The sequence below is a fragment of the Noviherbaspirillum sp. genome (assembly GCF_035254865.1).
Taxonomy (GTDB): domain Bacteria; phylum Pseudomonadota; class Gammaproteobacteria; order Burkholderiales; family Burkholderiaceae_D; genus Noviherbaspirillum.
In genome coordinates this window covers 267,806-281,254 of the sequence record NZ_DATFAF010000075.1, presented here as the reverse complement: position 1 = coordinate 281,254, position 13,449 = coordinate 267,806, and the positions used below count along the sequence as shown (strand labels likewise).

At 59.9% G+C, this 13,449-nt stretch carries 16 protein-coding genes; 3 read left to right on the top strand and 13 right to left on the bottom strand.

The genetic code is table 11. From position 1 onward, the window contains the following. Nucleotides 1-104: 104 nt before the first annotated feature. From ribA to VJ651_RS18665, 4 genes are read right to left on the bottom strand one after another with little or no spacing between them, the layout of a single operon-like run. Entirely contained in the window at nucleotides 105-746 is a 642-nt protein-coding gene (gene ribA / locus VJ651_RS18680; RefSeq protein ID WP_324108881.1) for a GTP cyclohydrolase II, read from the bottom strand. Nucleotides 747-769: 23 nt separating this feature from the next. Beyond that, nucleotides 770-1,666: a pirin family protein gene (locus VJ651_RS18675; RefSeq protein ID WP_324108880.1), complete on the bottom strand. Its 897-nt coding sequence runs from the start codon at nucleotides 1,664-1,666 to the stop codon at nucleotides 770-772. A 40-nt stretch (nucleotides 1,667-1,706) separates the two neighbouring features. Then, a complete protein-coding gene (locus VJ651_RS18670) occupies nucleotides 1,707-2,585 on the bottom strand; it encodes a pirin family protein (protein WP_324108879.1) in 879 nt (292 codons plus the stop codon). Nucleotides 2,586-2,619: 34 nt separating this feature from the next. Further along, the gene (locus VJ651_RS18665) at nucleotides 2,620-3,240 is read right to left on the bottom strand and encodes an FMN-dependent NADH-azoreductase (protein ID WP_324108878.1); all 621 of its coding nucleotides are present in this window, start codon (nucleotides 3,238-3,240) and stop codon (nucleotides 2,620-2,622) included. Between the two features lie 99 nt (nucleotides 3,241-3,339). Here VJ651_RS18665 and VJ651_RS18660 point away from each other — a divergent pair, with 99 nt between their 5' ends. Continuing rightward, nucleotides 3,340-4,245 (top strand): LysR family transcriptional regulator, encoded by a 906-nt coding sequence (locus VJ651_RS18660; RefSeq protein ID WP_324108877.1) that lies wholly within the window; start codon nucleotides 3,340-3,342, stop codon nucleotides 4,243-4,245. Nucleotides 4,246-4,321: 76 nt separating this feature from the next. Here the strand turns inward: VJ651_RS18660 and VJ651_RS18655 are convergent, their stop codons facing one another. Beyond that, the gene (locus tag VJ651_RS18655) at nucleotides 4,322-4,699 is read right to left on the bottom strand and encodes a DUF4148 domain-containing protein (RefSeq protein ID WP_324108876.1); all 378 of its coding nucleotides are present in this window, start codon (nucleotides 4,697-4,699) and stop codon (nucleotides 4,322-4,324) included. Between the two features lie 318 nt (nucleotides 4,700-5,017). On the opposite strand from VJ651_RS18655, the gene VJ651_RS18650 reads away from it, so the two are divergent. After that, the gene (locus VJ651_RS18650; protein ID WP_324108913.1) at nucleotides 5,018-6,139 is read left to right on the top strand and encodes an FAD-binding oxidoreductase; all 1,122 of its coding nucleotides are present in this window, start codon (nucleotides 5,018-5,020) and stop codon (nucleotides 6,137-6,139) included. Here the strand turns inward: VJ651_RS18650 and VJ651_RS18645 are convergent. From VJ651_RS18645 to VJ651_RS18615, 7 genes are all read right to left on the bottom strand, one after another. After that, nucleotides 6,136-7,782 carry a methyl-accepting chemotaxis protein gene (locus tag VJ651_RS18645; RefSeq protein ID WP_324108875.1) on the bottom strand — a complete coding sequence of 549 codons (1,647 nt, stop codon included), beginning with the start codon at nucleotides 7,780-7,782 and terminating at the stop codon, nucleotides 6,136-6,138. The genes VJ651_RS18650 and VJ651_RS18645 overlap by 4 nt on opposite strands. A gap of 413 nt (nucleotides 7,783-8,195) precedes the next feature. Beyond that, on the bottom strand, nucleotides 8,196-8,492 hold the full coding sequence (locus VJ651_RS18640; RefSeq protein WP_324108874.1) for a chaperone modulator CbpM: 297 nt from the start codon (nucleotides 8,490-8,492) through the stop codon (nucleotides 8,196-8,198). Nucleotides 8,493-8,511: 19 nt separating this feature from the next. Continuing rightward, nucleotides 8,512-8,949, bottom strand: coding sequence for a universal stress protein (locus VJ651_RS18635; RefSeq protein WP_324108873.1), 438 nt, complete (start codon nucleotides 8,947-8,949; stop codon nucleotides 8,512-8,514). Nucleotides 8,950-8,993: 44 nt separating this feature from the next. Next, on the bottom strand, nucleotides 8,994-9,518 hold the full coding sequence (locus VJ651_RS18630; protein ID WP_324108872.1) for a DsrE family protein: 525 nt from the start codon (nucleotides 9,516-9,518) through the stop codon (nucleotides 8,994-8,996). Nucleotides 9,519-9,618: 100 nt separating this feature from the next. Next, nucleotides 9,619-10,068, bottom strand: coding sequence for an Hsp20/alpha crystallin family protein (locus VJ651_RS18625; RefSeq protein ID WP_324108871.1), 450 nt, complete (start codon nucleotides 10,066-10,068; stop codon nucleotides 9,619-9,621). Nucleotides 10,069-10,193: 125 nt separating this feature from the next. Continuing rightward, nucleotides 10,194-10,616, bottom strand: a complete 423-nt coding sequence (locus VJ651_RS18620; RefSeq protein ID WP_324108870.1) for a hemerythrin domain-containing protein — start codon at nucleotides 10,614-10,616, stop codon at nucleotides 10,194-10,196. Between the two features lie 12 nt (nucleotides 10,617-10,628). After that, the gene (locus VJ651_RS18615; protein ID WP_324108869.1) at nucleotides 10,629-11,066 is read right to left on the bottom strand and encodes a universal stress protein; all 438 of its coding nucleotides are present in this window, start codon (nucleotides 11,064-11,066) and stop codon (nucleotides 10,629-10,631) included. 231 nt (nucleotides 11,067-11,297) lie between these two features. Here VJ651_RS18615 and VJ651_RS18610 point away from each other — a divergent pair, with 231 nt between their 5' ends. Then, nucleotides 11,298-11,735, top strand: a complete 438-nt coding sequence (locus VJ651_RS18610) for a universal stress protein (protein ID WP_324108868.1) — start codon at nucleotides 11,298-11,300, stop codon at nucleotides 11,733-11,735. An 80-nt stretch (nucleotides 11,736-11,815) separates the two neighbouring features. Here VJ651_RS18610 and VJ651_RS18605 read toward each other — a convergent pair whose 3' ends face one another. Continuing rightward, a complete protein-coding gene (locus tag VJ651_RS18605) occupies nucleotides 11,816-13,396 on the bottom strand; it encodes an AAA family ATPase (RefSeq protein WP_324108867.1) in 1,581 nt (526 codons plus the stop codon). Nucleotides 13,397-13,449 lie beyond the last annotated feature (53 nt).

Genomic DNA, 13,449 nt, shown 5'->3' with positions numbered 1-13,449 from the left:
AAAAGGCAGGAGTGTACCTTGAGACAAGAGGCAATGCCACGAAGCGAATGCGAAATGCGCTGCAGGCGAAACGGATTTCAACAACGACGGACTGCCGTCACGATTCACTCGAAGTCGAGCATGTGTCCGAGCTTTTCCTGCTTGGTCCGCAGATAGCCGATGTTGTGCGGCGTGTGCGCGGTGAGCACCGGCACGCGCTCGACCACGGGCATTCCGCAATCAGCCAGCTTTTTCATTTTCTTCGGATTATTGGTCATCAGGCGGATGGTCTTGACGCCGAGATGTTCCAGGATGCGCGCGGCGACCTGGTAGTCGCGCGTATCGACCGGCAAGCCGAGATCGAGATTGGCTTCCACCGTGTCGCGTCCCTGGTCCTGCAGCTGATAGGCGCGAATCTTGTTGGCCAGGCCGATGCCGCGCCCCTCGTGTCCGCGCAAGTAGACAACAACACCCTTTCCTTCGGCCGCAATCTTCGCCAGCGCGGCATCGAGCTGTTCGCCGCAATCGCAGCGCAGCGAACCCATCACATCCCCTGTCAGGCATTCCGAATGCACGCGTACCAGCAAGCTCTCCTGGCCGCTGACATCGCCCTTTACCATGGCCACGTGTTCCACTGTTTCGCCGGACGGCTGGTACACATGGATATGGAATTCCCCATGCTTGGTCGGAAGAACGGAAGAGACGATGTGGTCGAAAATCTTGTCGGAGCCGGCTGTCGCCGTCTTTTTGTCTCCGGGTTTGTTCATTTGATGTGATCCTGTGAATTGCCTTAACTGAAAGCCTCGGGCGGTTTCGGCTCATCCGGAAGCGGAATCCATTCGGTTTCCTCCGGCACCTTGCCGAAGCGCTGCGCACGCCAGTCTTCCTTCGCCTGCGCGATCGCATCCTTGCTGCTGGCGACGAAATTCCACCAGATGAAGCGGTCGCCATCGATAGCTTTTCCGCCCAACAGCATGATGCGCGCCGTCGTCTTTGCCTCTATTGTAAGTTCTTGTGCGCCTGGAAGGACAGCCATATGTTGCGCCGGGAATTCGGTCCCGTCGATAGAAACCTCTCCATCGACCAGGTAAATCGCCCGCTCCGGGTAATCGGCGGGCACCGTCAGCCGGCTGTTCGGCGCCATTTCGCCCGCAGCGTAAAACATGTCCGAGAAGGTGCTCGCGGGCGCCGTGTGGCCAAATGCGGTGCCGGCAATCAGGCGCAGGCTGACGCCCGGCAGCGTGATGGCCGGCAGTGTCGATGCGGGGTGATGTTCGAAGGCTGGCGCGACGGTTTCATGCACCTTGGGCAAGGCAACCCAGATTTGAATGCCGTGCAGCGGCCCGCCGGAATGCCGCGCCTCGTCGGGGCTGCGTTCGGAATGCACGATGCCGCGCCCGGCAGTCATCCAGTTGACATCGCCGGGATGGATGGGCTGCACGCTGCCGAGCGAATCGCGATGCATGATCACGCCTTCGAACAGATAGGTGACTGTTGCCAATCCGATATGAGGATGCGGACGCACGTCCAGCCCGGCACCGGGGCCGAATGTCGCCGGTCCCATGTGGTCGAAGAAGATGAAGGGTCCAACCATCTTGTGCGGATGGCTGGGCAACAGGCGCTTGACGGTGAAGCCGCCAAGATCCTTGACGTGCGGCTTGATCAGATGAAATGAATGCTGGGTCATGGACGAAGCTCCGTAGATCACAGAGAGACCCATTATCCGCTCAAGTCGCAGGCTGGGTGAAATTGCCGCTTTGATAATCGTTGATCGCCTGCTCGATTTCCTCGACGGTATTCATCACGAAGGGGCCGTATTGCGCGACCGGTTCGCGCAAGGGGCGACCGGCGAGCAGAAGAAAACGTGCGCCGCCCGCACCGGCCTGGACATCGATCCTGTCGCCGGGCGAGAGAATGCCGGCGCTTTGCGAACGCAGCGCGCGCGGTGCCGCCTCACCGATCAGCACGTCGCCTTCATACACATACAGGAAGGCGTTATGCGAACCGTCAACCGCCTGGGTGAACGAAGCACCGGCCGGCAGTTCGACATCCAGATACAAGGGCTCGGTGCTCAAGCCCTGGATCGGCCCGCTCACCGTCTTGCCGTCGACCTCCGCCGCGCCGGCAATCACTTTCACCTGCCCGCCATCGGGCAAGACCGCGACCGGAATTTCCGACGGCGGAATATCGCGATAGTGCGCGGACTTCATTTTTTCCTTCGCCGGCAGGTTGATCCAGAGTTGAAAACCGCGCATGCGGCCCTCTTCCTGTTGCGGCATTTCGGAATGCACGATGCCGCGCCCCGCCGTCATCCACTGCACACCGCCGCTTTTCAGCTCGCCGACATGGCCGAGATGATCCTCATGCCGCATGTGGCCGTCCAGCATGTAGGTGACCGTCTCGAAACCGCGATGCGGATGGGAAGGAAATCCCGCGAGGTAGTCGCCCGGATTGTCCGAGGAGAACTCATCCAGCATCAGGAAGGGATCGAGCCGGGCACCCTGCCCCTGTCCGATACTGCGGCGCAATTTGACACCGGCGCCATCGGACGTGGCGAGACCCTCGATGATGCGCTGCAGGCTGCGTGAAGTGACAGTAGTGTTCATGGCTTTTTCCTCAATGACAATCGATCATAAGACCTCAGGCGGCAGCGCGCAGCGGTTCGCTCAACAGCCTGATCGCGGTTTCGGCATTCGCCAGGGCGGCTTGCTTGCTTTGCTCGCCCATGTTCAAGCCTTCGGCATAGACGAATTCCACATCGCTGATGCCGAGAAAGCGCAGGAAGTCGCGTACGTAAGCAGTCTGCGTGTCCATCGGCGTGCCGACATAGGCGCCGCCGCGGGCCGCGAACACATAGACCTTCTTGCCCGTCAACAGGCCGGCCGGCCCCTTGTCGGTATAGTTGAAGGTTACACCGGCGCGCGCGACATGGTCGAAATACGCCTTCAGCGTCGACGGAATGCCGAAGTTGTACATCGGCAGGCCCAGCACGATCACTTCGGCACGCTTGAGTTCGTCGATCAGCGCGTCGGAGAAATCGACCACGGCTTGCTGCTCGGCGCTGCGCTCTTCAGGTTTGGCAATCAAGGCGCCAAAACGTTGCGCGGTCAGGTGCGGCACCGGCTCGGCACCCAGGTCATGCGCAATGACATTGCCGTCCGGGTTGGCACTCTTCCAGTTGGCAATGAACTGCCTGGCCAGGCGGCTGGACTGACCGTTTTCGGAAAACATGCTGGCGTTAATCTGAAGCAAGGTTTTCATGCGGAATCTCCTCGGGTTGGGTTGGAGATCCCATTAAACTATTTACCGAGTCGATAAAAAAGTAGAATATTTAGGTCGTATCTATCTATTCACCCGATAATGGACAACCAATACATCACCCTGGAACAATGGCGCACGCTGATTACCGTGGTGGACACCGGCGGCTATGCGCAGGCCGCCGACGTGCTGCACAAGAGCCAGTCTTCGGTGACCTATGCAGTGCAGAAGATCGAATCGCTGCTTGGCGTCAAGGCATTCGAGATCCAGGGCCGCAAGGCAATCCTGACGCCGACCGGACAGTTCCTGTATCGCCGCGCGCGCGCCTTGCTGGAGGATTCGAGCGCGCTCGAACGTGCGGCAAGAAAGCTGTCGGCCGGCTGGGAGCCGGAAATCCGGATCGCGGCCGAGATCATCTTTCCGACCTGGCTGTTGCTGGAATGCTTTGACAAGCTTGGCACGGAGAGCCCGCATACGCGCATCGAGTTCATCGATTCCGTATTGAGCGGCACTACGGAAGCCTTGTTGCATGGGCAGGTCGATCTGGCGATCGCCAACGCGGTGCCGCCAGGATTTCTCGGCATGCCCTTGCTGCGCCTGCGCTTCGTTCCGGTGGCCAGTCCCAACCATCCGCTGCATCAGCTCGGCCGGGACGTGACGATCGAGGATCTGCACAAGCATCGTCACCTCGTGGTACGGGAGTCCGGCACCCGGCGCAGCACGCGCGTGGCCTCGATCGATACAACGCAACGATGGACCGTCAGCCACATCACGACCTCGATCGAAGCCGTACGCATGGGCTACGGCTTTGCGTGGTTCGCGGAAGAAAAGATCCGCAATGAGTTGCGCGACGGCTCACTCAAAACCTTGCCGATGCGCGACGGCGGGGAACGATTTGCGGAGCTCTACCTCGTGCTTGCCGATGCCGACAGTGCCGGACCTGGGACGCGCCGGCTGGCGGAGATCATCCGCGAAGCGGTCAGCAGCGAGTGCACGCAGCATCAATGAGGCCCGCAAAAACAAACATGCCAGCCGGTTTCACGGCTGGCATGGCGAGAAGGCTTGCGTCACGCGTCAGCGGCATTCAGCCACCGACAACCTGGCGTGCGCCGCCTGCGGCTTGCAGCGCCTCGTGACGTACTTCGGCGCGGGTCTTGCTCGAAACGACATTCTTGAACTCGACGTATTCCGGGCTGCTGCCCACCGTGGCTTGCGCAGCGGTCAGTTCGGTGCGCACCTGCGCACGCGGTGTGGTTGAAGCAAGCTTGCCGAATTCCACGTACTCGGTATTGCCGGCGAGTTGCGCTTGCGCATTTGCCTGGGCCAGCTCAGCCTGCACTTCGGCGCGGGACTTGGTCGAAACGAAGTTGCTGAAGTCGACGTATTCGCTGCTGGCTTGAGCGAAAGCGGAACCGGTAATGGCGAATACGGCAGCGGCGGCGATCAGGTTTTTGGCATTCATTTTTTTCTCCAATAAAAATCGGTTGACTGTGAAGTGCGGTCCGGCGGTGAAGGAATTGGTGATCCGTCTGAACCAGCTCGCTGAGTCGCACTTGTGTTGTGTGCTCATCGATGAAGCACAGTCTATACACTCGAATATCAACAATAAATAGCATTTAATACAAATCATTATTTCTATTTTAGAAATAATATGCCAAAAACCGCCTCCGGCAACAGTATCACGGGTTCTTTTACCGAGAATCAATACACGGACCTCCCGCGCGCGGCGGATAATATGCCCTTCCGAAACGGAGGGAGGACCAAAGTGGCAAATTCCGTGATGAAGTGCGACGTCCTGATCATCGGCGCAGGCATTGCCGGCGCGTCAATCGGGTACTGGCTGGCGCCTCATGCGAAGGTGATCGTGCTGGAACGCGAAGCGCAGCCGGGCTATCACAGCACCGGCCGCTCTGCCGCCCTGTTCTATGAAAGCTATGGCCCTCCGCAGGTCCGCGCGCTGACCTGCGCCAGCCGCGCCTTTCTCGACCATCCTCCGGCCGGCTTCACCGATCACCCGATTCTTTCTCCGCGCGGCGCATTGATGGTCGCGACCGAGGGACAGACCGATCTGCTCGATCATCACGAAGCGGTCGTGCGCTCGGTGTCCGAGCGCGTGCAACGCTTCGACGCGGCCGGCGCATGCAATCTGGTGCCGGTGTTGCGCCGTGAACGCGTGCTGGGAGCGGTGTATGAACCGGACGCTGCGGATATCGACGTCGATGCCCTGCACCAGGGATATTTGCGCGGCATGCGCGCCGCCGGCGGCATGCTGGTCTGCGATGCACAGGTGACAGCGATGGAATACGCGAACGGCGCATGGCGCGTGAGCACCGGCGGACAAGTGTATGAAGCGCCGCTGGTGGTCAATGCGGCGGGCGCATGGTGCGATGTCATTGGCGCGCTGGCCGGCGTGAAGCCCATCGGCCTGGTGCCGATGCGGCGCTCGGCGTTCACCTTCCTGCCTCCGCCCGATGTCGACGTCACAAAGTGGCCGATGTTTATCGGCGTGGACGAGTCGTATTACGTAAAGCCGGATGCCGGCGTGCTGCTGGGTTCCCCGGCCAATGCCGATCCGGTCGAGCCGCACGACGTGCAGGCCGAGGAACTGGACATCGCAATAGCGATCGATCGCATCGAGACCATGACGACCCTGACCATTCGCCGCCCCAAAAACGTGTGGGCCGGGCTGCGCTCCTTCGTGCCCGACGGAAGTTTCGTCGGCGGCTTCGATCCGTCCGTACCCGGCTTCTTCTGGGCGGCGGGGCAAGGCGGCTATGGCATCCAGTCTTCCGCCGCGGCGGGAGAAGCCTACGCCGCGCTGTTGCGCGGCGCGCCGATACCGCAGCACATCATGGATTTCGGACTGAACCTGGATGAACTGAGCGTAGCACGCCTGCGCTAAAGCGCCTTCATCCCGAGTGCCATCCTCAACGGCGCGGGCGGGCTCGCCGGTTTCAACACCAGGACCTGCGGCGATTCCGTTCTGTCGCGTGGAAGGATGGCACCGAGGTCAAAGGCAGCGACCGCTTGCGCGAGATCCGTCGCCTGCGTCTGCATCGCGGCGGCGGCGGCCGCGGCCTGCTGCACCAGCGCGGCATTGTGCTGCGTCATCTCGTCCATGGTGGCAATCGCGCGATTGACCTCTTCAATGCCGACGCTCTGGTCCTGGCTGGCGTCGGTGATCTCGTTCATGATCTCGGCCACATGCTTGACGGCTGCGACGATTTCTTCCATCTGCCTGCCAGCGTCATCGACCAATGCATTGCCGCTCTCGACCTTCCTGACCGAATCGCCGATCAGGTCCTTGATTTCCCGTGCGGCTTGCGCGCTTCGTTGCGCCAGCGTGCGCACCTCCGTCGCCACCACGGCGAACCCACGGCCCTGCTCACCGGCACGCGCGGCTTCCACCGCGGCATTCAGGGCGAGGATGTTGGTCTGAAAGGCGATGCCGTCGATCACGCCGATGATGTCCACGATCTTGCGCGAGCTATCCTTGATCGAGCCCATGGTATCGACCACCTGGCTGACCACGACGCCGCCCTTGACGGCCGACTCCGATGCCGACTTCACAAGGCGATTCGCCTGCTGCGCGTTTTCGGCATTGTGGCGAACCGTGTCGGTGAGCTGTTCCATCGACGACGCGGTTTCTTCCAGTGCGCTTGCCTGGGATTCGGTGCGCGCCGACAGGTCTGCATTGCCTGCTGAAATTTCCCCCGACGCGGTGCCGATCCGGTCGGTGCCGGCGCGCACCTGCCGCACGATGCTCGAGAGGCTTTCGTCCATCTCATGCAAGGCATGCAGCAGCTCGCTGGTTTCATCCTTGCCGCTGATGGTGATCTGCGCGCCGAGCTTGCCGGCAGCAACACGTTTCGCAATACCGACTGCGTCCTGCAAGGGAACGGTGATGCTGCGGGTGGTGATCACGGACAGCACGCCGCCCGTGACGAAGGTGATCACGCCCATCGCCAGCAGGAGCAGCGTGAGACGATGGCCTGCCTCTTCGCCGTCTTGCAGCAATTGATCGACCGCCTTCTGCTGCATGCCGACCAGCTTGTCGATCTCCGCGATCTCCTGCTGGTTGAGCGGATCGATCTGGGATGAAATCAGCTTGCCGGCGGATTCGTTGGCATAGTCCTTGACGCGCTGTATCGCTTCAGCGAAAGGCGCTTCGGTCTTTTTGTTCAGGTCCGCGATGCGGGCGACGATCGTCTTCTCATCGCCGCTCAGGCCCATGGAGAGCAGTTTGTCCTCCGCCTCCTTGAAGCGCTTGCGCTGCGCCTGCAGCTTGGCTTCCTCGCGCAGCATGTCGGGCGTACTGTATTGCAGCCCGACGTTGCGCATCGCGATGCCGCCCTCCAGCACGGCGCTGCGCATGACATTGGCGACGACCGCTTTCGCGTTCGCGTACTTCAGTCCCTCGCTTTGGGATTTCCGTCCGTTTGCACTGATCACGATATCCGCGAGCAGCACGCAAACGACCAGCACCAGAATAATGCCGAAGCCGATCGCCAGCCTCGTACCGATTTTCACCGTACGTAGATTCATTGCCTTGTCTCCCGATCCAATTTCCTGGCATCTCGGGAACCTGTCTGCCGGACTTTGATGGCATCCGGTCGAATAATTGTGGATGCAGACGAAAGCTCCCTTGCCATACACCCCAGCCAGGGGAGTGTAGCGGAAGACTTTGACTTGCAGTCAGGTCAATAATTGGACAGTCGGAGAAGTGTTCAGTAAACGGGCGATTGCTCGTAGAGAAGGTCAATGACGGTACGTCGATGCGTTGACAAATTGCCATCGGAATTTGCAGACGGGTTTCCAATGATACGCCGGGAAACCAGGCGCGACGCGCTGCAGCAGGAATGCGCACGGTCGGATTTTGTTTTCGGCCATGTCCGGTTTTCGGACATGCATCAACACTGTTCAATTCACAGCCAGTTACCCAGTGTTGCGAAAAAGTGTCATCGCCTGGCGCGGAGTTCTTCTTCGAGGGCGTCGATGCGCTGCATCAGCATGAGTGCGACCGCAACGCCGCGCGCGTCCAGTTCGAAGTCGTCGCGCAGCCTCCGCGCGACGACTGCGGTGCGCACATAGTCCTTGTGAAACCGCGCCGGTTCGATCAACTCGTCCAAAGGCACGAGCAGGCCGAAGTCGACAAGTGCCTGCAGTTCGTCCAGCGAAAGGCGGGAAGCCTTCGCGATCTCGTCAATGGTGCAGATTCCCGACTGCTCGGCTTCCAATGCGTCTTCGATGTCCATCCCGCTCCCCGTTCCCTTTTCAGCGATAGACCAGCACCGGTATCTGGCTGTGTGTCAGCACCTTGTGCGTCTCGCTGCCCATCAAGATGCCCTTGACACCCTTCCTCCCATGGGAGGCCATCGCGATCAGGTCGCAGTGGAGTTCCTTCGCCTCTTCGATAATTGCCTCGTAGGGATGGTCGCTGGACACATAAGCAACCGAGCACGGAACTCCGGCCTGGCGCGCTGCATTCTCGATCACCGCCAGGTAGGTGGCCGCGTGAACCTTGGCCGCCTGCATGAATTGCTCCTTGGTGTCTTCCAGCATTTCAGCCTGATAGGTGAACAGGTGATATTGCGGCGTCACATGAAAACCGGTCACTTTGGCGCCGATGTCCTTGGCGAACTGAATGCACTTCTTGATCGCGTCTTCCGATGCCTCGGAACCGTCGGTCGGTAACAATATATGCTTGAACATGTTTGTCTCCTTCCCTCTTCGATCATGTAACCCCTGTTTCGAAATTACTCTACGGATATGTCGTCTCCCTTGCAGGTTTTCAGGATCAACTGGCTGTGCCGCATGCTGTCCGGCAGTACGATGCCCTCCTTGCGCGCCGGCAGCAGTCCGGCCCAATCCTTCTTGCCGTAACCGTAGATTTCAGCGACACCGTCGAGCAGTTCGTCCTCCTTCACGCCCTCACGCGCGAGATCGGCGCGGCAGACGTACACCATGCCGCCACGTTCGCGCACGCGCTGCACCCAGGCCAGCACGTCCTTGTTCGCGCTGCCTCGTGCCAGTTGCCGGACATTGCTGCCGGCGACGACTACCCAGAACCGATCCGCCGACTGGCCGGAACTGTCGGCGAGCGCCTGCTTGAAAGTCTGGTCGATTGACGTCCCCTGGCCGGCAACGTAGATGCCTCCATCCGATGCGAGTGCATGCGCCGCGGGCAATGCGCACATCATCGGCCAGATCAGCGCACGAATGCGGCGCGCGGTTTTTCCTCGTCTGCACGCGTGTGCTGCGCCAGGTGACTTCAGAATCATGTTTCCCTTTCCTTATAAGGCTTATCAAAGGCCGCCGCGGCGGCGCTGTTTCGGCCGCGGATCCATGTTCCTGTCCATGGCTCCGCGGTGCCGTATGCGTTCAACTGACCGTGATCTTCTTGCTGACACTAGCCGCCTTTTTCGGCAGCACGATCTCCAGCACGCCATCCTGATACCGGGCGACGACCTTTTCGTCGTCGATGTCATGCGTCAGGGTAAAGCTGCGGTATTGCTGACCGTAATAACGCTCGCTGCGCACGACGGTCTCGCCTTCCTTTGCTTCCTTTTCCTGCCTGGTTTCGGCGGAGATGGTGACCTGGCTGCCGCTGACATCGATCTTGATGTCTTCCTTCTTCACACCGGGAATTTCCGCCTTCACCATGTATTCCTTGTCCTTCTCGACCACATCCATCTTGATGCGCGGCTCCGCTTCATACGCGCGCAACGCAGGTGCCAGATTGAAATCCTTGAAGAAATCACCGATACGACCGAACGGCTCGAAGCGCGCGACTTCTCCGAACGGGTCGAAGTGCATCAAATTCCTTGCCATGATTAAGCTCCTGTATCAGAAACCAAAAGGTCGGCGCGCTGCCGCAATCCTTGAGCGCCGATGATGCCGGCGTGAAGGCAATGCGGCAGGGCCGGTTTTTATCCCCAAAGGTATCCGTCATGACCTCATTGTCGTGCCGTGCCGGGCACCTTTCCCCTCTCCTCGCTATCGAGTTCCGCCGCAAATGCCAGCGCCGTATCCATGGTCGCGAGATGCAGCGTGAACCATTGCGGCAGCAGGCCGACGGCGTCGCGCCCCAGTGCGATATCGCCTTCCATCACCCGCGGTTCGATATGGTGCAGCGCGCCCAGAACCCGCGCATGCTGTTCGCAATGCGCTCGTATGCCGGGATAATCGAGGTCTTCCATCATTTCCTCTTCTTCGTGGAAGTCCGCCTCGATCTTCGCTACCAGTGCATGAAATGCCGGCCCGAATTGCTCGTCCGCGATGCTGTCGAGCAGCATCAGGTCCTGCAGAAATTCCTGATGTGCGACGTCGAGCGCCGGCACGCCCAGCGACATTTCCGGCGACCATCTAATTGTTTCCATGGAATGCCTCGTTTAGCGGAAAACCAGAACCGGAATCGCGGAGTTAACCAGTACCTTGTGCGTTACGCTGCCGAGGAACAGCTTGCTTAATCCCTTGCGTCCGTGCGATGCCATGAAGATGACATCGCAATTGCATTTGTTGGCAGCCTTGATGATTTCTTCATAGGGCGCAAACGATTCCGAGACCATGGTTTCGCAGGGCACGTTCTGAGCGCGTGCTGCCGCAGCGATCTTTTCCACATGCTGTCGCGCCACGTCACGCGACCTTTCTTCGTAGACTTCGCGCTCGTTCGAGAACGCCATCTCGGACATCGGCGACAGCGGGTAAGGTTCGCTGACGCATATGCCGACAATGTTGCCGTCATTGGTCCTGGCGAATTCGACGGCGGCAGTAATCGCCTTGTCCGACAGAGGAGATCCGTCGGTGGGCACGAGAATTTTCTTGAACATGTTCGCTTTCGCAGTTGCCGATGTTTTCAAGGAAAACCCTTGATCGGCCTATGGTCATTTTAGGTAAAATCCAATTTGGTTCAAGCGTGCAGCGCCGCCGCGCCGTCTTCTTTGCGATAAATGGTTTGATCTGAGTCAAGAAAAGCCAAGGGCCGTCATAGCGCGCAGTGCCGAACGGCGAAACTGGACACGTCTCGCGCGACAGCAGTGCTTCAACAAAGGAAGAATGTGATGTTCAAAACGATTCTTGTTCCAACCGATGGCTCACCTCATTCGGAAAAGGCCATCCATGCAGCCGTCGACCTCGCACGCCAGACCGGCGGCAAGGTGATCGGCCTCGCGATCGCCGAGCCCTACCCGTTTCCGCCGATCTCGGACAGCGCCTACAGCGGCGGCTCGCAAGCCTATGAACAGCGGGCACTCGAACTCGCCAAAGAGCATGTCGCACTGGTCGCAGCCACCGCGACCGCTGCCGGTGTGCCGTGCGAAACGCTGGTGGAACAGTCCGACAATCCGCACGAAGAAATCATCGACGCCGCGCAGCGCTTGCACTGCGATGCCATCTTCATGGGAACGCATGGCCGCAAGGGACTGAGCAAGCTGTTCGCGGGAAGCGAAACGCAGAAAGTGATTGCCGGTTCGACGGTGCCGGTGACGGTCTTTCGCTGATCTTTCCTCGCGACAAACAACTCGCGCGACGCAATGCGCGGCGTTGTTTCAATGCGTTGCGGTCATGCGATACCGTCACTTCATTGCATGAGCCGCGTGCATATCTTGTCGAGTATTCCGTCGATTGTCGTGCGATCCAGCGCGCGTTCAGAATCGATGACGATGGCCTGCGTCAATTCGTCCGCTGTGAGAGGCTCATGGCTGGCGAGTTGCGCTTCCAGCACGGCCAATCCGGCGTCCGATGCATCCACGTTCCGCCGCTCGCGTTCTGCAATACGCGATTTCATGACGTCTTGGGATGCGCGGATATCGAGAATCAGAAACGGTATCTCCAGTTCTGCCGCCAATCGCTGGAAGCGCGTCCGTTGATCGCGCTTCAGAAAAGTGGCATCGACGATAACGCGCGCGCCGGATGACGCGACCTGCCTCGCGAGCGCGGCGAGTTGCTCATAGGTTTGCTGCGTCACACCGCGTTCATACAAGCCGGCTTCTCCGCGTGTTGACAGTGCCAGACCGTGCATGCGCTTGCGCTCGACATCCGAACGCAACTGGATCGCATCGCACTCCTCGACGAGCTGTCTCGCCACGGTCGACTTTCCGCATCCGGAAAAACCATGCGTGATCATGATGGCCGGGTGAACAGGAGCAATTCGCGCGCAGGCGAATGCCAGATAGTCCCTGCCCTGCTGCCTGCGAGCGCGCCATTCTTCTTTGTCGATGTTCTCTTGCGCCGCGCGCAGCAGGGCAATCTTGCAACGTATCAGGGCGCGATGCACTTCGTAATAGCGCATCACCGCCAACCCGTGATAGTCGCCGGTCGCTTCCAGATATCGGTTCAGAAAACGAGCGGCCAATCCGGGTTGCCGCCGAAAGCGCAGATCCATGCACACGAAGACCATGTCATTCATCACGTCGATCCAGCGAAGTCGATCGCTGAATTCGATGCAGTCGAAGGCTTCGACCCGGCCGCCTCGCGTGAGGATGTTTCCGCTGTGCAGATCGCCGTGACATTCCCGGATCATGCCGCGCGATTTGCGTTCGGCGAATGTCTCGGACAAATGGATGCGCTGCTGCGCTTCCCATCGCAGCAAGCGCGCGGCTTTCTCCTTGTCTTGTTCATCCTGGACCGAAGCCGCAATCTGATTGAGGGTCTCGTCCGCCACCGCATCCAGCGCCTCCTTTCCGGCCCAGGGGCTGGAAACGGGCGCAATCGCCGCCGCCTGGTGAAAGTGCGCGAGCAGCTCCGCCAGCGCATCGACTTCCTCGCCGGTCAGCCGCGCTTTGCGCAGACGCTCGTCCCAGAGCGCCTCCTGCTCGAACGCGCGCATCCGGATCGCGTATTCGACGGGTTCGCCGGCACCTCCGAAGACCGGTTTGCCATGCTCCAGCATGACCGCAACGACCTCGAGATAGATGTCGGGCGCGAGTCGCTTGTTCAGGCGCAGCTCTTCCTCGCAGTAAAAGCGGCGGGCGTCGAGCGTGGAGAAATCGAGGAAATCAAAACGCACCGCCTTCTTGAACTTGTAGGCGTCATCGTCGGCGACGAGCACGTGGGAGATATGCGTCTCGAACGCGGCGAAGCGAGTCGATTGCTTCGACAGAGAGGCTGCAAGCGCTGAGATGAGCGCGGCCTGATTCGCCAAGGCAACATGATCGGTCATGCATGACTCCGGGCTTGCAGCAAAGCGGGACTTTGATTATGCCACCGCAGGAT

Coding starts and splice junctions, on each gene's coding strand:
- ribA (WP_324108881.1), bottom strand. CDS start 746: ATGAACAAACCCGGAGACAAAAAGACGGCGACAGCCGGCTCCGACAAG.
- VJ651_RS18675 (WP_324108880.1), bottom strand. CDS start 1,666: ATGACCCAGCATTCATTTCATCTGATCAAGCCGCACGTCAAGGATCTT.
- VJ651_RS18670 (WP_324108879.1), bottom strand. CDS start 2,585: ATGAACACTACTGTCACTTCACGCAGCCTGCAGCGCATCATCGAGGGT.
- VJ651_RS18665 (WP_324108878.1), bottom strand. CDS start 3,240: ATGAAAACCTTGCTTCAGATTAACGCCAGCATGTTTTCCGAAAACGGT.
- VJ651_RS18660 (WP_324108877.1), top strand. CDS start 3,340: ATGGACAACCAATACATCACCCTGGAACAATGGCGCACGCTGATTACC.
- VJ651_RS18655 (WP_324108876.1), bottom strand. CDS start 4,699: ATGAATGCCAAAAACCTGATCGCCGCCGCTGCCGTATTCGCCATTACC.
- VJ651_RS18650 (WP_324108913.1), top strand. CDS start 5,018: ATGAAGTGCGACGTCCTGATCATCGGCGCAGGCATTGCCGGCGCGTCA.
- VJ651_RS18645 (WP_324108875.1), bottom strand. CDS start 7,782: ATGAATCTACGTACGGTGAAAATCGGTACGAGGCTGGCGATCGGCTTC.
- VJ651_RS18640 (WP_324108874.1), bottom strand. CDS start 8,492: ATGGACATCGAAGACGCATTGGAAGCCGAGCAGTCGGGAATCTGCACC.
- VJ651_RS18635 (WP_324108873.1), bottom strand. CDS start 8,949: ATGTTCAAGCATATATTGTTACCGACCGACGGTTCCGAGGCATCGGAA.
- VJ651_RS18630 (WP_324108872.1), bottom strand. CDS start 9,518: ATGATTCTGAAGTCACCTGGCGCAGCACACGCGTGCAGACGAGGAAAA.
- VJ651_RS18625 (WP_324108871.1), bottom strand. CDS start 10,068: ATGGCAAGGAATTTGATGCACTTCGACCCGTTCGGAGAAGTCGCGCGC.
- VJ651_RS18620 (WP_324108870.1), bottom strand. CDS start 10,616: ATGGAAACAATTAGATGGTCGCCGGAAATGTCGCTGGGCGTGCCGGCG.
- VJ651_RS18615 (WP_324108869.1), bottom strand. CDS start 11,066: ATGTTCAAGAAAATTCTCGTGCCCACCGACGGATCTCCTCTGTCGGAC.
- VJ651_RS18610 (WP_324108868.1), top strand. CDS start 11,298: ATGTTCAAAACGATTCTTGTTCCAACCGATGGCTCACCTCATTCGGAA.
- VJ651_RS18605 (WP_324108867.1), bottom strand. CDS start 13,396: ATGACCGATCATGTTGCCTTGGCGAATCAGGCCGCGCTCATCTCAGCG.